This is a genomic window from Sphingobacterium hungaricum (assembly GCF_015210005.1).
Taxonomy (GTDB): Bacteria; Bacteroidota; Bacteroidia; order Sphingobacteriales; family Sphingobacteriaceae; genus Sphingobacterium; species Sphingobacterium hungaricum.
In genome coordinates this window covers 533,717-556,286 of the sequence record NZ_MU158697.1, presented here as the reverse complement: position 1 = coordinate 556,286, position 22,570 = coordinate 533,717, and the positions used below count along the sequence as shown (strand labels likewise).

Annotated in this window: 16 protein-coding genes; 8 read left to right on the top strand and 8 right to left on the bottom strand. The window is 38.6% G+C overall.

Annotation, left to right across the window (positions count from 1 at the left end):
• The first annotated feature begins 38 nt into the window (after positions 1 to 38).
• Genes C4F49_RS02375 through C4F49_RS02365 form a run of 3 tightly spaced genes read left to right on the top strand, consistent with a single transcriptional unit; the run spans position 39 to position 6,248 of the window.
• Complete coding sequence (locus C4F49_RS02375; protein ID WP_336244658.1) at positions 39 to 2,300, top strand: SusC/RagA family TonB-linked outer membrane protein; 2,262 nt, start codon at positions 39 to 41, stop codon at positions 2,298 to 2,300.
• An 18-nt stretch (positions 2,301 to 2,318) separates the two neighbouring features.
• Positions 2,319 to 3,728, top strand: a complete 1,410-nt coding sequence (locus tag C4F49_RS02370; RefSeq protein ID WP_196934256.1) for a RagB/SusD family nutrient uptake outer membrane protein — start codon at positions 2,319 to 2,321, stop codon at positions 3,726 to 3,728.
• A 27-nt stretch (positions 3,729 to 3,755) separates the two neighbouring features.
• A complete protein-coding gene (locus C4F49_RS02365; RefSeq protein ID WP_196934255.1) occupies positions 3,756 to 6,248 on the top strand; it encodes a M14 metallopeptidase family protein in 2,493 nt (830 codons plus the stop codon).
• 97 nt (positions 6,249 to 6,345) lie between these two features.
• Here C4F49_RS02365 and C4F49_RS02360 read toward each other — a convergent pair whose 3' ends face one another.
• Entirely contained in the window at positions 6,346 to 7,524 is a 1,179-nt protein-coding gene (locus C4F49_RS02360) for a trans-sulfuration enzyme family protein (RefSeq protein ID WP_196934254.1), read from the bottom strand.
• Between the two features lie 179 nt (positions 7,525 to 7,703).
• Here C4F49_RS02360 and C4F49_RS02355 point away from each other — a divergent pair, with 179 nt between their 5' ends.
• Positions 7,704 to 8,558 (top strand): sugar phosphate isomerase/epimerase family protein, encoded by an 855-nt coding sequence (locus tag C4F49_RS02355; protein ID WP_196934253.1) that lies wholly within the window; start codon positions 7,704 to 7,706, stop codon positions 8,556 to 8,558.
• A gap of 56 nt (positions 8,559 to 8,614) precedes the next feature.
• Here the strand turns inward: C4F49_RS02355 and mfd are convergent, their stop codons facing one another.
• Entirely contained in the window at positions 8,615 to 11,950 is a 3,336-nt protein-coding gene (gene mfd, locus C4F49_RS02350; protein WP_196934404.1) for a transcription-repair coupling factor, read from the bottom strand.
• 300 nt (positions 11,951 to 12,250) lie between these two features.
• Here mfd and C4F49_RS02345 point away from each other — a divergent pair, with 300 nt between their 5' ends.
• Complete coding sequence (locus C4F49_RS02345) at positions 12,251 to 13,990, top strand: tetratricopeptide repeat protein (RefSeq protein WP_196934251.1); 1,740 nt, start codon at positions 12,251 to 12,253, stop codon at positions 13,988 to 13,990.
• A gap of 2 nt (positions 13,991 to 13,992) precedes the next feature.
• Here the strand turns inward: C4F49_RS02345 and C4F49_RS02340 are convergent, their stop codons facing one another.
• The gene (locus C4F49_RS02340) at positions 13,993 to 14,541 is read right to left on the bottom strand and encodes a hypothetical protein (RefSeq protein ID WP_196934249.1); all 549 of its coding nucleotides are present in this window, start codon (positions 14,539 to 14,541) and stop codon (positions 13,993 to 13,995) included.
• 373 nt (positions 14,542 to 14,914) lie between these two features.
• Between C4F49_RS02340 and C4F49_RS02335 the strand changes: the two genes are divergently transcribed.
• The gene (locus C4F49_RS02335; RefSeq protein ID WP_196934247.1) at positions 14,915 to 15,772 is read left to right on the top strand and encodes an AraC family transcriptional regulator; all 858 of its coding nucleotides are present in this window, start codon (positions 14,915 to 14,917) and stop codon (positions 15,770 to 15,772) included.
• Positions 15,772 to 16,179, top strand: a complete 408-nt coding sequence (locus C4F49_RS02330; protein ID WP_196934245.1) for a DUF983 domain-containing protein — start codon at positions 15,772 to 15,774, stop codon at positions 16,177 to 16,179. The genes C4F49_RS02335 and C4F49_RS02330 overlap by 1 nt, the downstream gene beginning before the upstream one ends.
• Before the next feature lie 49 nt (positions 16,180 to 16,228).
• Here C4F49_RS02330 and galE read toward each other — a convergent pair whose 3' ends face one another.
• Together galE and C4F49_RS02320 are read right to left on the bottom strand one after the other, a co-directional pair.
• A complete protein-coding gene (galE, locus tag C4F49_RS02325; protein ID WP_196934244.1) occupies positions 16,229 to 17,257 on the bottom strand; it encodes a UDP-glucose 4-epimerase GalE in 1,029 nt (342 codons plus the stop codon).
• Positions 17,257 to 18,240: a UDP-glucuronic acid decarboxylase family protein gene (locus tag C4F49_RS02320; RefSeq protein WP_196934403.1), complete on the bottom strand. Its 984-nt coding sequence runs from the start codon at positions 18,238 to 18,240 to the stop codon at positions 17,257 to 17,259. The genes galE and C4F49_RS02320 overlap by 1 nt, the downstream gene beginning before the upstream one ends.
• Before the next feature lie 68 nt (positions 18,241 to 18,308).
• On the opposite strand from C4F49_RS02320, the gene C4F49_RS02315 reads away from it, so the two are divergent.
• Positions 18,309 to 19,550, top strand: coding sequence for a 3-deoxy-D-manno-octulosonic acid transferase (locus tag C4F49_RS02315; protein ID WP_196934242.1), 1,242 nt, complete (start codon positions 18,309 to 18,311; stop codon positions 19,548 to 19,550).
• A 10-nt stretch (positions 19,551 to 19,560) separates the two neighbouring features.
• Here C4F49_RS02315 and C4F49_RS02310 read toward each other — a convergent pair whose 3' ends face one another.
• The 3 genes from C4F49_RS02310 to C4F49_RS02300 all read right to left on the bottom strand — a co-directional run bounded on the left by C4F49_RS02310 (position 19,561) and on the right by C4F49_RS02300 (position 22,551).
• A complete protein-coding gene (locus C4F49_RS02310; RefSeq protein WP_196934240.1) occupies positions 19,561 to 20,013 on the bottom strand; it encodes a hypothetical protein in 453 nt (150 codons plus the stop codon).
• A gap of 139 nt (positions 20,014 to 20,152) precedes the next feature.
• The gene (locus tag C4F49_RS02305) at positions 20,153 to 21,301 is read right to left on the bottom strand and encodes a DUF4998 domain-containing protein (protein WP_196934239.1); all 1,149 of its coding nucleotides are present in this window, start codon (positions 21,299 to 21,301) and stop codon (positions 20,153 to 20,155) included.
• A 50-nt stretch (positions 21,302 to 21,351) separates the two neighbouring features.
• Positions 21,352 to 22,551 carry a DUF5000 domain-containing lipoprotein gene (locus C4F49_RS02300; protein ID WP_196934238.1) on the bottom strand — a complete coding sequence of 400 codons (1,200 nt, stop codon included), beginning with the start codon at positions 22,549 to 22,551 and terminating at the stop codon, positions 21,352 to 21,354.
• Between the last annotated feature and the right edge of the window lie 19 nt (positions 22,552 to 22,570).

The window sequence follows — 22,570 nt, the reverse complement described above, 5'->3', positions numbered from 1 at the left end:
TTTTTGTCTAAAATCCCAACTATTTTAAACTTTTTCTTATCCCGAACTCACGTTATGTTACATTAATCCGCGAGGCGGCAATAAATTCTGACCATATTGACGGAATCGATCCCACCGATCCAACGGATTACGAAGATTCTTGGTTGAAATATGTCGAAGATGAATTAACGACACTTTCAGGACATACAGATTGGCAAACCTTAGAAACAAATACAGATTGGGAATCCTTGGCCTATAACAAAGATGCTCAAACAAAAATCTTTGATTTAAATATTTCTGGAGGGAATGATAAAACACCGTTTTATACGAGTGGAAATTACACCAATCAGGACGGAATCCTAATCGGGAATTTCTATGAGCGATACAGCGGAAGATTGAATTTGGATCATCAGATTAGCGACCGATTGACGCTAGGGGTTAATTTTGGGATAAGCAAAAGCAAAGTGAAACGCTTAGGTGAAGACAATGCATTTACCACACCAATGCAGCTTGTCGCTTTAGCTCCAATATCTCCTGTCAGAGATCCGGACGGAAATCTGTACAACACCCCTGTAACTTCCTACTACAATGGACTTATTGAATTGGAAGAGGTCGATCGAGCGACTGAAAGTTTGCGGAATTTTGGAAATGCGTTTTTAGACTATAAGATTATTAAGAACTTAACTTTTCGTACGGAACTAGGAATGGATATCCAGAATCAAACGATGAATTATTGGGCAAGTCCGCTTTCTGAGTCTGGAGCGGGAATCAATGGCTACGGAGAATCCCAGTGGTATAAATCCATGAACTACAACACGAATAATTATTTTACTTATAAAAATATTTTCAACGGAGTGCATGATTTTAATGCAACATTGGGAATGTCTTTCCAAGAATACACGGAAGAGTATGTTTATGTTGCAGGACAAGACTTTCCGTCTTCATCCTTACATAATTTAGCAAGTGCTGGAGAGATAACCGATGGGGAAACAACCGCCGACAAATACAATTATCTTTCTTATTTCGCTCGGGTAAATTACAAATACAAAGATCGCTATCTTTTTAATTTAAGCGGTCGGATTGACGGTTCATCTCGCTTTGGGGTCGATAGCAAATACGGATTTTTCCCAGCGGTTTCTGCGGGATGGATTCTAAGTGAAGAAGATTTTTGGAACAGCAATTCTACATTTAGCTTTTTGAAACTTAGAGGTAGTTGGGGTTTGACAGGAAACGCTGACGGTTTCGGGAATCATGCGCATTTGGGCTTATATGAAGGTGCAAAATACAATAGCCAATCGGTACTTGTTCCTAATCAATTAGCTAATCCAGATTTAAGATGGGAGAAATCTAATCAGATCGATATAGGTATTGACTTTGGATTTTTAAATAATCGATTGACAGGAGAGCTGGATTATTATAACCGGAAAACGAAGGATTTGATCTATGATGTGCCAGTTCCGGGGACATCGGGATACGATATTCAAACCGTGAACATCGGATCAATGTCGAACGAGGGTGTCGAATTAGTTTTGAATTCGAATAACATTTCTAAAGGCTCGTTCAGGTGGTCTTCAAGTTTTAACTTGGCATACAATAAAAACAAACTAACGAAACTAGACGGTGCTACCAGTATGATTCCTGGGAATGACGGCCGGTTTATGAACTCTTTAATTTTGGGTGAGTCGATTGGGGTTTTTTATGGACCTGAGTATGCTGGGGTCGATCCTGAAAACGGCGATGCTTTATTTTACAAAGAAGATCGGACAACGACAAATGACATGGATGAAGCGGGTAATTTTATAGTGGGGGATCCAAATCCAGACTTTATCGGAGGATTCAATAATACATTTGCTTACAAAGGATTTGATTTGTCGATTTTATTACAAGGCGTTTTTGGGAACCAAATTTTGAATGGCGCTGGTGCATTTATGTCTTCAGGAAGCGATTGGTTTGACAATCAAACCATAGACCAACTAGATCGCTGGCAAGAACCTGGTGATGTAACTGATATCCCTCAATTAAGATTTTATTATGGAAATAGCGCAAGCGCTTCAAGTCGTCATATTCAAAACGGAGACTATGTCCGATTGAAGAACATTACGTTTGGATATACTTTACCGACAAAAACACTACAGAAATTAAGAATTGATAATGCTCGAATTTTTGTGTCTGGAGTGAATTTATTGACTTTTACAAAATATACTGGCTGGGATCCTGAAGTCAACTCAGATTTCAGGGATTCGAATATCAATCAAGGATCGGATTTCTATTCTGCTCCTCAGATCAAATCGTGGACAGTAGGTGTTAATATTGGATTTTAATTTTAAAGGAAAGAAATCATGAATACGAAATATATAAAAATCGCAAGTATTTTATTGCTGCTAAGCTTCTTAGCAGGCTGTGATAATAAACTCAATGTTGAACCAGAGCAAGCAATCTCTGAACCAGTAGCTTTAGATTCCGACGAAAATGTCAAAAAGGTTTTGCTGGGTGGATATGATGTTATGAGTGGTGAATTTTTCTATGGAGGGGTTTATCAGCTATTTTCGGAACTCCTGGGGCCAGCAACTGAAATTCGCTGGGAAGGCACATATAACCAGCCAAGGGAGGTCTACAACAAATCTATATTGTCCACCAATAGTTTTGTTTCGTCCTTATGGTTGACTGGCTATAAAGCGATTAATATTGCAAATAACGTTTTGAGTGCATTGGATGTAGTCAATGAGGACGATCGGACAAATATCGAAGGCCAAGCGCTATATATCCGTGGACTAATGCCTTTTGAAATGGTCAAGCTGTTCGGTAAACCCTATAGTGCGGGAAATGTATCCAGTAATTTGGGAGTGCCTATTGTCTTAAATCCAACACGGGAAATTAATGAACAAAGTTATGTTCCAAGAAGTACGGTAGAACAAGTGTATGCACAGGTTGTTCAGGATTTAACAGATGCCGAGGAAATGTTAGATAACACCAACGAGTTTGCAATAGCTCAGAAATCGGCCGCTGCAGCAATGTTGTCCCGGGTTTATTTGCAAATGGAAGATTATGAAAATGCTAGAGACGCCGCGGATCGTGCAATAGAATATGATCAGTTTCGTGTAGAAAGTTCCTATGCAAGAACATTTAATAATGGGAAAACTTCTCCTTCTGATCCAGATGTCGTCACGACTGATGGGATTTTTCAGATGCCGGTGACTGCTCAAGATGGTTCGAATTTCATGCAGATTTACTGGTCCATCACTATTTATGGAGCTCGTGCTGGCGACGTAGCTGTATTGCCTGCACATTTAAGTTTATACGATCAATCAGTCGATGCGAATGAAAATTATTTGGATAGCCGTTTAGCATTATTTTACCAAGGTGATGGGAATGAGGTCGGAAGCGGAAATTGGAGAAGTGGAAAATGGCGCTATTTATATAGCAATTTATCGATCGTTCGATTATCCGAAATGTACTTGACAAGAGCTGAATGCAATATGAGATTGAATACGTCTGTAGGAGCTGCTCCCTTAGTTGATGTTAATTATGTACGTACACAACATACTCAATCGCCTGCATTTACATCGATTACTCTTGCGCAGATTTTATTGGAAAGAAAACTGGAATTGGCGCATGAAGGCCAAGGTATTCATGACATAAAACGACAAAAGATATCCGTAGATGGTATTGCTTTCGATCATGTCAACTTGTTGCTTCCAATTCCAGAGCGAGAAATTAATGCATCGAATGGCGTGCTAGTTCAAAATTAATTATATTTAAAGCATTATTATCTTTAAATGAGGTTTATCAGCATTCTCCTATTTCTATTTGTGCAGAGTTTTTGCTTTGCGCAAGTCCAGTCTCCAGAACAGTTTCTCGGATATAAAGTTGGACAAAAAGTGACTCCAAATTGGAGAGTCCTTGACTATTACGCATACATAGCCAAGTCCTTTCCGAAAAATGTGAAAATGGAGCAATATGGTACCTCGTATGAAGGAAGACCGCTTTATGTATTTTTCATTTCTTCAGAAAAGAACATCACGGATCTGGAAAATATTCGGCTGAATAACCTTCGTTTGGCGCAGTCGCTTAAAGATCAACAGCCAAAATTGGAAGCTCCAGCTATTGTCTGGATGAGCAATAATGTGCATGGCAATGAAACTTCATCGACAGAATCTTCCATGCTGACCATCTATGCGTTGTTAAATCCTTCGGTTTCCGAAACAAAAGGTTTATTGGAAAATGTGGTTTTAGTAATGGATCCCTGTCTAAATCCTGACGGAACCGAGCGCTATAACAATTGGTACAACGGCGTAGTTGGCAAACATCCAAATTCGGTTACTTTTGCGCGTGAGCATGACGAGCCTTGGCCGGGAGGGCGATACAACCATTATTATTTTGACTTAAATAGAGATTGGGCTTGGCAAACGCAAAAAGAGAGCGAACAGCGTGTCGCATTATACAATAAATGGCTACCCCAGATTCATGTCGATTTTCACGAACAGGGAATCAATCAGCCTTATTATTTTCCACCAGCAGCAGAACCGCTTCATGAAATAATTACGCCTTGGCAACGTTCGCTTCAAACAGAAATCGGAAAGCACAACGCCGCTTATTTTGATAAGCAAGGCTGGCTTTATTTCACTGGCGAGCGCTTTGATCTGTTTTATCCTTCCTATGGAGATACTTATCCAATGTATAACGGAGCGATTGGCATGACCTATGAACAGGCTGGTAATACTTCTGCGGGTTTGAGCATTATCAAAGCTGATTTGGATACATTAACGTTGGTTGATCGTTCAATTCATCATCATGCTAGCGCAGTGAATGTTCTTGCGTATACGTCGCAACATGTTCCGAAGATTATATCAGAATTCAAAAAGTTTTTTGATGATGCTTCGGCAGGAAAACTTGCTGCCTATCAAACTTATGTTGTCAAATACAATGAAAATGACCGTTCTAAAATCATTGCGCTAAAGCAACTGTTGGATAAAAATGGCATACTTTCTTATTCTGGAAGTGGGTCAATAAAAGGGTTTGATTATGCGAGCAAAAAGGAAGTTTCTTATGCTTACACTGAAAATGATGTCTTGATTCCAGGAAATCAATCGAAAGCTTCGTTAATCAGTGTGCTCTTTGAACCAGAATCAAAATTGACAGATTCGGTTACCTACGACATTACCGCTTGGTCGCTTCCTTATGTGTATGGTCTAGATGCCATTGCATCAAAAACAAAAATTGCTTCCGATAAGCCTTACAATTTAACAAAAATCACAAATCAGGTAGCGGACAACTTTGGTTACGCATTTAAATGGAATGGGTTTTCATCCGCACAGTTAACGGCTGCTTTACTAAAAAATAAAATTGCCGTAAAATTTTCTGAAGAGCCGTTTACGATTGCTGGAGTTGAATTTCCTCGCGGTTCAATCCATGTTTTGCCAAAGGCAAATACAAGAGAAAAGGACAATAAAAAAATCATGGCGATAGCTGATTCACTGCAAGTGCAGCTATATCCGATCCGTTCTGGAATACCAGACAAAGGAAGCGATTTGGGAAGTCCAAAAGTATCAAGTATCAAAGCGCCAAACGTAGTTTTATTCACAGGAGAAACTACCCGAGCGACGAATATCGGCGAAGTTTGGCATTACTTTGATGAACAATTAAATTATCCGATAACTTTAGTGAACGTAGCTGATTTCAATCAGGTGGAATGGCCGAAAGTGGATGTCGTTATTTTGGCGAATGGCTCGTATTCTTTTTTGAAGGATTCGACGCTTTCGCAACAGTTTCAATCTTGGGTAATTGCAGGAGGAAAAGTCATTGCGATGCAAAATGCTGTTGACCAGCTGGCTTCTCAAAAATGGAGCACATTGAAAGTGGTAAAGGCAGATACGGCGAAAGTCGAGCAGAACAAAAAGTTGCTTAAATACGGCGACAGGGAACGATTGGCTTTAGTCGATTACACGGCTGGCGCAATTTTTAAACTGACATTTGACAATACGCATCCCTTGATGTTCGGTTATGAATCGTATTATACCTTGAAACAAGATGATGAACTGTATTCCTATTTCGATAAAGGAAAAGGATGGAATGTGGGTTATCTGCAAGCCAATTCAAAAGTGAGCGGTTTTGTCGGCGAGAAACTATCAAAACGCTTAAACAACGGATTGGTCTTCGCTGTGCAAGATTTAGGACGAGGGCATATAATTTATCTGAGGGATAATGTGCTGTTCAGAAATTTCTGGGAAAATGGGAAGCTGATTATGGCAAACGCTGTTTTTTTGAATTAGAGGATAGGTTTGAGACTATAGAATTAGATTTGAGAGGCTAGACTTTAGGATTATTAAAATACTAAGCCACCATGCTTTTTGAATTTTTACTTTTGAATTAACTCGAAACTGCCTGCTCAAAATCACCTATTAGATCATCGATGTGTTCGATTCCAATGGAAATCCGCAACATGCCTTTGGTAATTCCGGAAATTTGTTTCTGCTGCGCAGAATGATGGGAACCCCACATGCTCGCTGGATGAACGATCAAAGATTCTACACCGCCCAAACTAGCTGCGTTCGCAAATATTTTTAGATTCTTCAAAATGGATTGTGCCTTTTCAAATCCTTCGTTTTCTGAACCGGCCAACTCTATGCAGATCATTCCTGTGAATCCTTTCATCTGTTTTTGCGCCAAAGAATGCTGGGGATGGGATGGAAGTCCGACGTAAATAACAGATTTGACAAAGGCTTGTTGTTCTAGCCAAGTGGCAAATTGCAAAGCATTCTCATTAATCTGACGAACTCTTAGCGATAAAGTGCGTAGGCCGCGCAACAATAGCCACGAATCAAAAGGGCTTAATGAAGCGCCCAACACCAAAGATTTGCGCCATACTTTGTGGATAAAATCCTTTGTTCCGCAAACAATTCCGGCAGTCAGGTCAGAATGGCCTCCTAAATATTTTGTCGCGCTGTGAACGATTACATCAATTCCAAAATCAGCGGGATTTTGATTAATCGGAGAAGCAAAGGTGTTATCGACCATCGTGATTATAGCCTTCTCTTTCCCGAGTTTTCCGATAAATTCGAGGTCCGTCAATTCCAGATTCGGATTTGAGGGAGTTTCTATATAAATCAGTTTCGTGTTCTTCTGAATTGCTTTTTCAAAACTTTCGTTATCAACCTGATCGACAAATGAAATAGTGATGCCGTAATTAATCAGAAATTCATTGAAAAACAATTTTGCTCCTGAATAATGGGCATGCTGCGCAACAATATGGTCGCCAGCTTTCACAACGGATAAAATCGCTGCACTGATAGCTGCCATACCCGTTGCCAAAACAAGTGCATCTTCCGTCTTTTCTAAATCAGCAACTACGCTAGCGACTTGGCTGTTTGTCGGGTTTCCATGACGATGGTAAAATTCAGGAAATTTAGTTTCTGTCGCCGCTTTGATGTATTCGTCCAAATCATCCGATGCAAAATAAGTCGCGGTTTGAAAAATTGGAGTAACTACAGATTTTGTTTCATTAAATTCCTTGCCTTGGTGTATCAAGTTCGTTTCTACTTTCGCCATGTTTTTAGATTGATTTTCAAATGTAATAAATAATCTATCAATTTGGTAGATTTTTTATTGATTGATGAGCCTTTATAATTTGTGAACGGATAGTTTTTTGGCTAATAAAATTTCAATACCTTAGTAATGACAAGATTATTGACTACAATAATAAACTTTTTACTAAATTTAATCAAATCATGGAATTCTCTCGCAGAAATTTTATCCGCCTCGGCGCATTGTCTTCATTATCTTCAATTCTGTTTACAAAAGCGAGTGCGGAGTCGTTTATACAAAAAGATTCATTTAATTCAGAAAAAGATGCATTCAAACTTGGGATGGCTGGATACAGTTTTGTGAACTTTAATCTCGACGATTCTTTGAAAATGATGAAAAGAATGGATATCCGCTACTTATGCATAAAAGATTTCCATTTGCCACTAAATTCAACTGCAGAACAAGTTGCAGCATTTCATCAGAAGTTGTCTGGCGCAAATGTGACGGGCTATGCCGTGGGTCCTATTTACATGACCAAAAGCAAGACAGAAATTGATAATGCATTTGATTATGCAAAGCTTGTGGGTGTGGATTTAATTGTTGGAATTCCTAATAAAGAAGATTTGGAATACATTTCTAAAAAAACAGAAGAATACAACATTCGATATGCTTTGCACAACCACGGTCCGGAAGATAAATTATATCCAAATGCAAAGTCCATTTATGATCTGATAAACCATCTTTCTCCAAAAATGGGGATTTGTTTTGATATGGGGCACAACATGCGCGACGGGCGAGAACCTTCCGCTGATTTAAAATCTTACCACAAAAGAATTTTCGATATCCATTTGAAGAACGTCACCGAAGCGACCGAAAAGGGATCGACTTGCGAATTGGGCAGGGGAATTATCGATGTTCCGAAATTTGTTAAAACTTTACGGTCAGTAGGTTATGCAGGGAAATGCAGTTTGGAATTTGAAAAAGATATGAAAGACCCATTGGCTGGAATAGCCGAGTCAAAAGGTTATTTTCAGGGTGTCTGCGACGCAGTAAAATAAATTATAAAGGGGATACATTCATGATTTTGAAAATATCCCTTTGAAAAATCCAACCGTTAAACCATTTCTTTCAACAAATTCAGTGCATAAGTAATGCTATTTACGTTGCTTAAAGCAATGCGCAATTGTCCTTTTACCTCTTTTATATTTGAAATGGACGGATGTTTAGCAACGAATTCAAGCACTTTTCCAAACTGGTCGGATTCGTAATAGCTTGATTTGGGATTGTTCACAAAATAGCCTTTCAGCGTTTTGTTTTTGTAGGATATTTTTTCCAAACCAATCTCTTTCCCAAACCACTGCAACTTCAAGGTGTTAAACAATTCAAAAACCGGAGCTGGAATCGGTCCAAATCGATCTTGCAATGATTGCTGAAATTGTGCCAAATCCGATTCGTTCTCAAGCTTCGCAATGTCATTGTACAAATTGTAACGCTCCGAAATATTGGTGACGTATTCATCAGGAATCATCACTTCTAAATCGGTGTCAATCTGCGTAAATGAAACGTATTTTCGATTTTCATCATCTGCAAACAGCTCTCCAAATTCATCGTCTTTTAATTCTTGCACCGCCTCGTCGAGAATTTTATTGTACATTTCAAAACCTATTTCTGCGATAAATCCGGACTGCTCAGCACCTAATAAATTTCCAGAACCTCGAATATCCAAATCGCGCATAGCTACATTAAACCCTGCGCCAAGCTCTGAGAATTCTTCGATGGCCGAAAGTCTTTTGTAGGCTTCGTTCGTCAATGTAGAAAGTGGCGGACTCAACAAATAACAAAACGCTTTTTTGTTCGATCGCCCAACACGTCCGCGCATTTGATGCAAATCGCTCAAACCAAACATATGCGCATGGTTGATAATGATGGTGTTGGCGTTAGGAATATCTAGTCCTGCCTCGATAATAGTCGTAGCGACCAAGACGTCATAATCATGATTGATGAATTTGAGCATCACATCTTCAAGGTCATCACCTTCCAGTTGTCCGTGCGCAACGCCTACGCGTGCATTCGGAACTAATTTATGTATCATCGCGCCTAATTGCTCCAAATCGGCAATTCGGTTATGGATAAAGAAAACCTGTCCTCCGCGGTCGAGTTCATAACTTACGGCCTCTTGAATCAGTGTTTCGTTGAATACATGTAGCTCCGTTTGTACAGGCTGGCGATTTGGTGGAGGAGTCGAAATAATACTTAAATCTCTTGCGCCCATTAACGAGAAATGTAGCGTTCTTGGAATCGGAGTAGCCGTTAATGTTAGCGAGTCGATGTTTGCGCGCATGGCTTTCAGCTTCTCTTTGACCGTCACGCCAAATTTTTGCTCCTCATCAATAATCATCAATCCCAGATCCTTGAATTTCACATCTTTGCTGACCAAGCGGTGGGTTCCGATAATAATATCTACTTTGCCTTCGGCGAGATTTTTTAACGATTCTTTGATTTGCTTGCTGCTCTTAAATCGATTGATGTAATCCACGTTGGCAGGCAAACCTTTTAGGCGCTCGCTAAAGGTGCGGTAATGTTGTGAAGCCAAAATCGTAGTCGGCACGAGAACCGCAACTTGCTTGCTGTCAGCAACTGCTTTGAAGGCTGCGCGAATGGCAACTTCTGTTTTTCCAAAACCAACATCTCCGCAGACCAAACGATCCATCGGATGCGGCGATTCCATGTCTTTCTTGACATCATTCGTTGCTTTTTCCTGATCTGGAGTGTCTTCATAAATAAAAGAAGCTTCAAGTTCTGTCTGCAAATAGCTGTCTGGCGAAAACGAATTTCCAGTTTGCGCTTTGCGCTTCGCATACAATTTGATTAGATCGCGAGCAATATCTTTGACTTTCTTTTTGGTTGTTTTCTTTAGCTTATCCCAAGTATCTGTTCCTAATTTATTCATTTTCGGAACAGTTCCTTCCTTGCCAGAATATTTGGAAATTCGGTTCAAGGAATTGATATTGACATACAGCAAATCATTGTCTGCATAAATCAGACGAATCATTTCTTGCGTTTTCCCATTCACCTCAATCTTTTCCAAACCGGCATATTTTCCAACACCATGATCGATATGGGTTATAAAATCACCAGGCTTTAGGTCACGTAATTCTTTTAAAGTGATCGCCTGAGAGCGTTCGTAACCTTTCTTGCGTTTATATTTATAATAACGGTCGAAAATCTGATGGTCGGTGTAACAAGCTAATTTGAGTGCATCATCTCTAAACCCTTCGCGAAGCGCTCGATAAATCGGCGTAAAGGTGACGCTCTTGTCCAAATCTTCGAGAATGGTATAAATCCGTTCAATCTGTTTATTAGAATCCGAGAAAATCAGATTTTGGATCTGATTTTTTTCGTTCTCTTTAAAATTGTGGATCAGTAAATTAAAATCTTTGTTGAATGAAGGCTGCGGATGGGTGTCGAATGTAAAAACGTGATCCGCTTTGTAGAAAAATTGCTTTCCAAATTCGATAACTGGAAAATCAAAAAGCATAGCGCTTAAATTTTTGTCATCAACAAATGTAAAGCGCGGATCGATCCATTCGGGATTGTTCTTTAGTTCTTTTTCAGAAAGTGCTTTCCAAAACGTACTTGATTTTTTATAGCCCTCATTGACAATATCCAATGTGAATTGCACATCTTTAATAAAAATAACCGCATTTTTATCGCTGTATTCAAGCAACGATATGTGATTATTGCTTAAAAATTTTGCTTGAACATTTGGAACAATCGTTACGGTATGGATTTTCTTAACCGAAAGCTGGCTTTCTATTTCAAAGGTTCGAATACTTTCTATATCGTCTCCGAAAAATTCGATTCGGTAGGGAAGATCATTTGAAAACGAAAAAATATCAACGATTCCGCCACGGATAGCGAACTGTCCTGGTTCATAGACAAAATCCACCCGATCAAAATCATATTCATACAGAAATTCATTGATGAACTCAATGCTTAATTTCGTGCTCTCCGTAATTTCTAATGTGTTATTAGCTAAGTCTGTCCGATTGATTACTTTCTCAGCCAAGGCTTCTGGATAAGTAATGACAATCTTTGGAATTTCAGAGGTATGATTTAATGAGCTTAATGTTTCTGCGCGTTGCAGCACATGTGCGCTGTCCAACTGTGTAAAATCAAATGCTTTGCGATACGATGTAGGGAAAAATAAAATCTGCTTGTCTAAAATACTTTCCAAGTCACTTAGAAAATAAGAGGCATCTTCATGCGTTGGCATCACAATGATGTAAGGCCTTTCTTGCTTTTCATACAAAGCAGCCGTCAACAGTGCATCTGAAGAACCAATAAGTCCCTTTAAATGAATTTTAGGATTTTTATTGTTTAGGGTTGTTTCTAGCGCAGTGAGGTTTTTGCTTTGTTTGTATTTCTCTAGTATTTCTTGTATGCTAATCAATCCGAATTTTCTTTCTGCAAAGTTAATGAAATCTCAGATAATTCTATTGACAAGTTTGGATACTAATCAATTAACTTTTTTGATTCTGGGTGCTGTTTAATCATAATTTTCCTTAGCTCAATTACTGATCTTTGGCAAGCAAAGCCAGTTCTCTACTGTATTTCTACCCAATGAGTAAAAATTAATCAAAATTTTTTCCTTTTTGAACGTCTCTTGACTAGCAATTAATATCTTTGTTTAATTATTTGCCTCGGTAAACTTATTCTACTTATAACGAATATCAAATTGAAACTCTTTTTGCTAGTCATCATAGTTATTTTGTCTTTCGCAGAACTCTCTGCTCAAGGTATGCTTTTGCAACCAACAGAAAAACAAAAAGTCCGTTTTGAAACTGCCTTAAAGAATGAAAAGAATTTTGAAAAGGATACCACAGCATTAAGAAATTACCTGAAATCATTGATTTCCTATTCCAAGCAATATAAAGATCCTTCCTTATTGGTTGCATATCATTCCCTTTTGGGAAATGGATTTTCTAGTTTTTACGATCGGCTGAATAGACAAAGTGCAGATCATTACCTTCAGGCCATTGACCTCGCTAAAAGAAACAAGCTAAAGGAAATTCATGCTTGGACATTAATAAACTACGCCTATTATTTGTATTCTTATCGGCAAACTACGTTGGCTTTACCCGTGTTTTTGGAAGCAGCAGAAGCTTTAAATCAAATTTCGCCAGAGAATATGGTTTTTAAGGACGAAGCGTACAAGCGAATGGGCTATTTCTTTGGAACGATTGGCGATAATTCTGAAGCAATAAATTATTTAGAAATAGCGCAGAAGTATGCTGAACCCAAATCGAGCCAACTTGCCGCAATTCATGATAACATTGGTGCTTATTATCTTGAAAATAAAGACACGGTTCATGCCGTCGAATATTTTGAGCGAGCACGTGCGATTGCCGTAGAAATCAAGGATTACTTAAGGTTAGGAAAAGTGTTGGGCAATTTAGCGTTGGTTCATGAGGGCAGGGGCGAAATCGATCGAGCCTTGGTACTGGTCGAGCAAGATTTGGCTTATTCAGAAAGGTATAGTAGTGACAACAATACAATGTTTGCTCAGATTATTCAAGCGAGATTACTTGTAAAGAAAAACAGATTGGCGGACGCAAAAAAAGTTCTTCTAAAAGCAGAAGAATTTGCCGAGTCAAAAGATTATTTAGTACGGTATGTCAAAGAAATAGAGGAAATTAAATTACAGATTGCCATTAAAACCCAATCTTCAGAAGAGGAATTGCATGCCCGAAGAAAAATAAGCTTGTTGAATGATAGTTTGATTCATTTGGATGGGGATGAGGTGTTGCAACAGACAAAATGGTTAGCAGACAAAGAGAAATACAACCATTCGTTGGAACTCATGAATCAAAAATACAATCGCGAGCAAGCATTGAAAAGAGCATATGCAATTGTTGTAATTTTGTTGATTTTGATCGTGCTTTATGCCGTTTTGAATTTTAAACGGAAAATGAAAATCAGGCAACACCGCTATGAGAAAAAAGTCCTGCAGTTCCAGCTTGATAAAATAAAATCGGATGTTAAATTGGCTGAAAAAAGCGATAAGATTCTTTCTTATAAAACTTATTTATCCGAAAAAAATACGCAGATCGATGAGCTGAATAAATCGATCGAACAGATTAAATCGTCTTCTTCATTTTATATAGAAGAACAAAAAGGAGAATTGAATGCGTTGCTGACTTCGCATCTAATGACGGATGAAAACTGGATTAGTTTTAAACGTGCTTTTGAAAAAGGATATGCGCCATTTTATCATTCGCTGCTGAAAAATTATCCCGATTTAACGGAGTCAAATTTGCGGATGATAATTTTAACTAAGCTTGGTTTGTCGTCGAAAGAAATTTCCAATTTATTGGGAATTACCGCCGATGCGATTAAAAAATCCAGACAAAGGCTGAAGAAAAAAATGGGCGAAAAATGGGATTCCGTAGTAGAGCCTTTTCATCCTGAAGCTGAAGGAAAAATATAAATTTAACTTCGCAATTTGTTGTGATCTGCAAAATCAAGAATGTAATCCATAATTTCTTGATAATCAAATTGTATATCCTCGTGTAGCTTTTCGAATTTCATGACCAAATTCTTAATCCTTCCCGTCATGTATATTTTCAATTTTTCAGCAGCAAGAGAACTGTCAGGCTGAAATAATTTCGGAAATAAACTGATGCTCGTTTTGATCAGCAAAAGACGGCTTTCAAACTCTCCAATCTTGTCTTTGGTTACTTTCTCATGTTCGTTGATCACGCCGCTCGCATGACGCAAAACATAATTTAATTCTTTGAAATTAGCATAAGTCGGCGTGTTGCTTATCGTCTTTTTGGAGATATCGATCACCTTTGCCAAATACGCTTTGAGTTCTTTGACCCGATTTTCTAAATCGTATTCATCTTCTAAAAGCTGAAAATGCAATTGCTTTAATAAAAGCTTGTCCTTTCCAATCAGACGAACAAGTAATTTGTCTTTTTCTTTTTGGCTTAAGTTCAGAACTGCTTTTTTTAATTCCGGATTTTGATGTAATGACATTTTTATTTCTCGTATAATTGCTTAATGTACACAATGAAAACAAGTTTGACGAATAAATGTTCGACTTAAATATTGAGTCGAATTTTAGTTGTTAACTAAATTGAAAATATCTTAAGTTTAAGAATGTACATTAATGGAATTCGGCTAAAAATGTGCTGATTTTTTATAAATTCGACAATAAACTAAATATTGGTTAATAAACTATATGCAAAAAAAATAGGGTAAACAACTGTTAGCCATGTGCTTTCGGTCAAATCGTTTTTTGGATTTCCTGAACAAATTTCGCCTTTTTTGGTTTCGAATAAGTAAAAAATACCATTAATCATTTTAATAATACCACTGCACGAGGTAGGAATGAATTATCTTTGTATTGATGAATACGAAAATTCCCATAGTTGATTATTGTTCTTTATCCTTGGATAAAAAAGCTGTCTTTTTAGCGGAAGGATTGAACAGTTACTTGCTTCGGAATAACGATTTGGTATTTCCTCACCGGCATAATTTTTACCAGTTTGTGCTGTTTACCGGAGGCCAGGGAAATCACAGCATCGATTTCGAACATTTCGAAATTGAGTCTTGGCAAATTTATTTTATGATTCCTGGACAGATCCATACTTGGAATTTTGAAACGGATATGCAAGGATATATTTTTAATTTTAATGCAGAGCTTTTCGATACTTTTCTTTTGCGTCCAGATTATTTAACACAATTCAATTTCTTTTCGGGGGATAGCAGTAAATCCGTTTTCACGGTAAAAGAACAATTCCGATCGCAGATTCAATCAATTCTCGAACAAATCATTTTGAACAAAGACGATGCTGATTTTGCTAAAATAGCTTTGCTCTACGTTTTTTCTTTGTTGAACAAACAATTCGTTCCGAATGACGACTCGGTTTCTTCGGGTTATAGGTATACCATTTTAAAAAATTTTAATTCATTGATTGAATTAAACTACAAATCGTTGAAACTGCCAAAGGAATACGCGGAATTGTTATACATTACGCCCAATCATTTAAATGCATTGACAAAGGAGCATTTGGGCATGCCGGCCGGCGAGATTATCCGCAACAGAATTTTGCTGGAAGCGAAACGCATGCTGGTGATTAAAGAATATACGATCAGTGAAATCGCTTATGAGCTGAACTTTAATGACAACTCGTATTTCAGCAAGTTCTTTAAAAAATTAACAGGTTTTACACCCGAAGAATTTCGGAAAAATTATATAAAATAATGAAAAGTGATAATTTATTTCTCAGCGAATCTCAAGCTGCTTGGCAAGGTAAATGTCCGCGTTGCCGTACAGGAGCTATGTTTACAGGTTCAATGTATGCATTGAAATCACAAAAAATGAATGTAAAATGTCCTCATTGTTCTTACAAATACGAAAAGGAGCCCGGATATTTTTATGTGGCGATGTTTGTGAGTTACGCATTAAATGTTGCGGAATTAATTACGGTATCTGTTGCAACTTATCTATTGACCGGAAATCTTGATTCTCCTTGGCTGTACTTAATCGTCTGTCTTGTAACAGCTTTTCTGCTTGCTCCGTTTAACTATCGGTATTCAAGAATCATTTTGATGTATTGGCTCACTCCAGGATTAAGTTTTAATCCAAAATATGCGCAGGAGCGAATGTAGGATAAGAAAAGGGCAGCTGCAAAATTAACTCAGCTGCCATTTTAAATTCTTAAGAGATTGGATTTTTATCCAAATATTGCTCCCACTTCCAAGAGCTTAACATCATTTCATCAAGGCCCAATGTTGCTTTCCAGCCAAGCTGTTCAGAAGATTTTGTGACATCTCCCCAAACTTGAATAACATCCCCTTCACGTCGCGGTCCGAACTCATAATTTAATTTTTTTCCGGATGCATTTTCAAACGCCTTAATCGCTTCCAAAACCGAATAGCCATTTCCAGTTCCAACATTGAACACATCGTAATTGCCGTTCGGATTTCCTTTTTCCAACAATTGAATAGCTGCTACGTGCGCTTTTGCTAAATCCACGACATGGATGTAATCGCGAACGCATGAACCGTCAACTGTATCATAATCATTTCCAAAAACCGTCAATTTTTCGCGTTTGCCGATTGCTGTCTGCGTGATAAAAGGCAATAAATTTTGAGGAACACCAATCGGCAATTCGCCAATCAATGCCGTTTCATGTGCGCCGACTGGGTTGAAGTAGCGCAAAGCGATGATGTTATAATTTTTCGCAACAGCAGCTGTTTCTTCTAAAATTTCTTCCGCAATTTGTTTGGTATTGCCATAGGGCGAAGTCGCTTTTTTTACGGGCGCAGATTCCGAAACCGGAAGCACATCTGGTTCTCCATACACTGTACAGCTTGAAGAAAAGACAAAGTTTACGGCTTTTTCTTTATAGGCATCCAACAGATTGATCAATGAGAAGAAATTATTCCGATAATATTTAAGCGGTTTTTGAACTGATTCACCCACGGCTTTCGAAGCTGCGAAATGGATGACGCCAGTAACATCGCTGTTGTTCTTTACGAATTCATTGACTTTCTCTTCATCACAAAGATCGAATTGATGGAATTCTGGTTTAACCCCAATTATTTTTTCGATCTGATCTAAGATCCCAATCGAAGAATTGGATAGGTTATCAATAATAACAGGTGTGTAACCTGCATTGTGAAGTTCAACGACTGTATGCGAGCCGATATATCCTGTTCCTCCGGTAACTACTATTTTGCTCATTATGATTCTTTGAAATGTGTTTTCTCTGCGTTAATTAATTTTTCTAAAGGAAGCGTTTCGAAATAGGCGATTGTTTTTTCCAACCCTTCTTTTCTCGAAACTTTTGGTTCCCAATTTAGTATTTCTTGTGCCCTGCTGATCGATGGCCTTCGTTGTTTCGGATCATCCACGGGTAGATTTTTATACACTATTTTCGAACGGCTATTTGTTAAATGCAAGATTTCTTTAGCCAATTCTTCAATGGTCATCTCATCTGGATTTCCAATGTTTATCGGCAGATGATAGTCCGTGTGCAGTAACTTGAACAGACCTTCAATCTGATCATCTACATAGCAGAATGAACGGGTCTGCGAGCCATTGCCAAAAATGGTTATGTCTTCTTGCATTAAGGCTTGCCCAACAAATGTCGGTAAGGCTCTGCCGTCAAAAAGCCGCATTTTAGGGCCATAAGTGTTGAAAATCCGAGCGATTCGAGTGTCAAGCTTATGGTAAGTATGGTAAGCCATCGTAATGGCTTCTTGAAAGCGTTTCGCCTCATCATACACGCCACGAGGACCTACTGGATTTACATTTCCCCAATAATCTTCATCTTGCGGAGAAACCAATGGATCGCCATACACTTCCGAAGTCGAAGCGACTAATATGCGAGCTTGTTTATCTTTCGCCAGTCCAAGAAGATTATGTGTTCCTAATGAGCCTACTTTTAATGTTTGAATCGGGATTTTTAGGTAATCTATTGGGCTTGCCGGCGAAGCAAAATGTAAAATATAATCTAAATCATTGCTGACATGAACGAATTTTGAAACATCGTGATTATAAAACTCAAAATTTTCTTTTCCGAAGAGATGTTCGATGTTCTCTAACTGCCCGGTTATCAGATTGTCCATCGCTAATACATGATATCCTTCGGAAATAAATCGATTACAGAGGTGTGAGCCAAGAAAGCCTGCCGCTCCAGTAATTAAGATTCTTTTTTTCGTCAGAATATTCACTTTTGATGCTAATGGATAAAGTTTAATATCTTTGACGAATATAAGGATAATTTGCCAACATGCGTTTAATCTATGACTTAGGAATATTACTTTACGGCATCATTTTAAGGATGATTTCCCCATTTCACCGCAAAGCGAAGTTATGGGTGACAGGCCGGAAAAATGTATTTGACCAGATAGAACAAACGATTCCAAAAGGCGATAAACCGATTTGGTTTCATTTTGCATCCCTTGGTGAATTTGAACAGGGACGTTCCGTCATCGAGCTAATAAAAGAGAAATATCCCCAAGAAAAAATTTTACTTACTTTTTTCTCGCCATCGGGATATGAGATCAGGAAGAACTTTGCGCTGGCAGATTATGTTTTTTATTTGCCCGAGGACACGCAGAAGAATGCTCAAAAATTTATAGAATTTATCGAGCCTAGGTTTGTAGTTTTTACGAAATACGAATACTGGTATCATTATTTCAATCAATTGAAAAAATCGGGAATCCCGTTGTTAATGATTTCTGCGATTTTCAGAAACGACCAAGTTTTCTTTAAGTCGTATGGAGGTTTTTTTAGAAAGATTTTGAAAAATGTTACCTATTTCTTCATCCAGAATAACCACAGCACATATCTGCTAAAATCTATCGATATCCTGAATGCTGGCTTAGCTGGCGATACTCGATTTGATCGGGTCGCTGCATTATCAAAAAAACAGCCGAATCTGATTGTTGTCCAAAAATTCATAGGAAAGCAGCAGGTTCTTGTCGGGGGAAGCACCTGGCCTAAAGATGAAGAATTTATAAAATCCATCAGTGAGCGATATAGTTTATGGAAATTTATTCTCGCACCGCATGAAATCGATGTGGAACATATCGAATCTATCACAAGACTTTTTCCGAAGAGCATTCAATATTCTAAAATAATGGATTATTCGGATGAAGAAATCCGCGCAGCTCAGGTATTGATTATTGATAGCATTGGATTGTTGTCTTCGCTGTATTATTATGCAGATCTGACTTATATCGGAGGCGGATTTGGTGCAGGAATACACAATACGTTGGAAGCGGCTACTTATGGAAAACCCATTTTATTTGGGCCGAAGTATGAAAAATTTCAAGAAGCTATCGATTTGGTCGAGTTAGGTGCAGGTTTCCCATTCACAAAAGAAAAGGAGCTTATGGAAATCGTGCAGGCACTTCAAGATCAAGAAAAGAGAAAAATCGCTGGCGATTCTGCGGCAGATTATGTGCAACAACGGAGAGGGGCGACTCAAATCATCATGAAATACATCGAGACCGAAAATCTAATTTAGTCGTTGATGATTATTTGTCAAATAGTTTTTGAATCGATTTTTGGTTAAGCCTGGTCGTTTTTACCGATAAACCAACTGTAGGTCCATCAAAGTAATGAATGGTAACGCCTTTCCCTCCGATCAAAGAATCAAATTCAAGAAATAATTTTCCTGTAGTAATGTCTACCATGATGCCTTCTCTTGGCATTTTTTCAAATCCTTTTTGAATGATAGCGTATAAATTTTCAACATCATCTTTTGAGTTTAAATAGAACATGCCTCTATCCATCGTTTCATTTTCTGACCTTGGTACTTCATAAAGAAACTTAAACCGGCCATTTTCTAATTCGAATAGCTCGATAAATGCTCTTCCTAATGTGCCGGATCGCCCAACACTCCGTGACACCTGATCAATTTCCCTAACCTGACTGTAAGCGGCGGAACTAATGGAAAGTAGAAATAAAAGAAAAATTAGGTTTCTCATAAAATGAAAATTTACTAAACCTAAAAATATGAATTTAAAGCGATAGGAGGTTTTGTGAAAGGAAATTTTTTGGAATTAAAAGTAAAAAAATAAGCAAGAACGTTGGGTTCTTGCTTATTTAAAAATTGCCGTTTATTGTTTATCTATCGAGGAAGAAGGTTCCTGCTTCCGCTAGACCAGGCTGTTTTTGGTTATCGTGGCCTGCTTTAGGTATTATTTTAAAATATCGGAACGATATCGGATCCGCTAAATCAAAATATTGATACACGCGGTCAACGGCTACAGGGCCGAAAAGACCAGCAGTTCGCCAAGTCACATTGTCATCGCTCACTTGAACTTCCAGTTCCCGTATTTTACGATCTCCATTTTTCTGGGCGAACATAAAGCCGTTTACTTTTAACATCTCCTTCATGTCAATGGTGACCCAATGATTCGGGTAGTCCGTTGCGTTGTTCGAAAAGCGAGCAATCCAAAATGTAGCATCATTGTTGTCAATTAGCGAGATTGCAGATCGGTTATTGTTTGGTTCTTCAGAACTGAATCCAGCAATTGACCAAGTTGTTCTAGGGTATAGCGTACGGACTTCGATGTAATCCAAAGGATCAAGTTCAACTTCGGTAGCAAAAAAGGTATCTATCGCCAACGAACTCGGTCTGTATTGGGTTCTGTATTTTAAGGTGCTTCCTTCTTTAAAATTTGGAATTGGCGTCTCATTGATGTTTGCATTCGTGAAAACCTGAGCAGAATCGCCAGCTACTGTTAGATACGATACAACAGTACCTAACAATGTGGAATCTGCTGATTCAGCAAACCAGTTTAATACAATTTGATTATTCGCGTCACGACTAACGTTATTGAGTATACGGTTGTTTAAATTCGCACTATAGTTGGCGCCATAAACCCGTCCGAATATTTCTGAGCGCATGGACTGGCTTCCTTGTGCATCAAACGTGCGTATTTCAAAGGTATAGATGCCTTCGTCAATATTCGGAATGATTACTTCTTTGTAATTAGCAATATCCTCTGACGAAATGTTAGCTTCGAAACTCTTGTCTGCCCCCCAAGAGATGCGCATCTTAACTACACGAGAATCTGTGCTGATCAGTGCGCGAATGGCGGCGCGATTATGTCCGGGTTTGAATGAGATGGAATCTGCTCTTCCTGGATAAATCTTCTCTGCATTTTCCAAGTAGTCTCGATAATGATGGTCAATTGCTGTACAGCTAGCTACGAGCATGACCGTCAACATCAATAGAACTACGGATATGTTTTTCCTGTTAAATTTCATGTTTATAGTGATATAGTGATCATAATAATGTTAAATGCCTCTAGTCGACTTTAATTTGGACTACCAAAGAAAGTCAGTTCTCCAAGGGCAACATCCGAATTTCCGCCCCAAGTATCCAATGTTCTCCAGCGCCAATATCTGTAAGGCTCTTCTTGGTATTCCACATTGAATTCTTCACCAGCCCGGGCATAATTTATGTCGTCAGAGGTAAATTCATTCAATGGCAATCCGGAAGGCTTGATGGATGTGTACGTTCCAAGTTGCGTCCATGACTCCCAGCTTCCGTCAGGATTTGGTGAGTTGGAACCCCATAATTCAAACACTTTCGGATGGTTAAATCGATATTCATGGTTTAATCTTGAGTACATTACAAATCGGCTTAACGTAGCTGCTACGCCCATGTCAAATGTAAAATGTTGCGGTATTCCTGTTCCTGGAGCCGTATGAAAAATTGTTGCAGATACACGATCGTTGCCATCCCAAAGAACTGGCGTTGAGTGATAGCCGGTGTGTGCTAAATAGGTGTCTGTTGGCAGATTGTATGCTTTAAACAAAGATTTGGTCATCATCACTTCGAATATGGGCAGAAACGTACGAACCAATGTGTCCGAACGGTTATTCCATCGGTCTGTAATGTATATGCCAAACTCCCTTTCTTCTGCAGGAAATCCTCTAACATTAAAAGCCCCAGCAGATAAACGGGTGTAATAATCGCGAGCCATTTCCCAGTTCCCTTGATCATTTTTCGCTAATACGTGAATGACGATAGGAGCTTCAGTTTCATTTTCAAAGCGCAGCTGAATGCCTCCGAACGTTGAGCTTAGATTTTCATCCGCCATTAATGTTTCTAGGGTTTTTAAATAGGGCGGCGTTAAAGCAGTAATTGTGATGCTTTTAGGGTCGGATTCTACTTCGCCAACACCAACTGCAATAAGATCCACTTTATATTCACCTGCTGTGGCAAAGCCATCTACTGTGATGGTGTTTTTATAGATTGAGGCCTTGTTTTCGCGAACACTTCCATCGCCTAATGTGTAGACTGCTTTGATGTACCTAAGATCGCTGCTATTTGGAAGTTCATAGGTAATAATTGCTCCCCCGGCAATACTTTTTACTTCATAGGCCGTAAGTGGATTCGGCTTCTCGCCCGATCTCGAAGGTGCGGGTTGCAGATCATCAGAACAGCTAAAGAGCAGTAAGCAGACGATGCTCCAGCTCATTGCGTGTATATATGTTTTTAAAGAATTCATAAAAAATGTCGTTTATGTG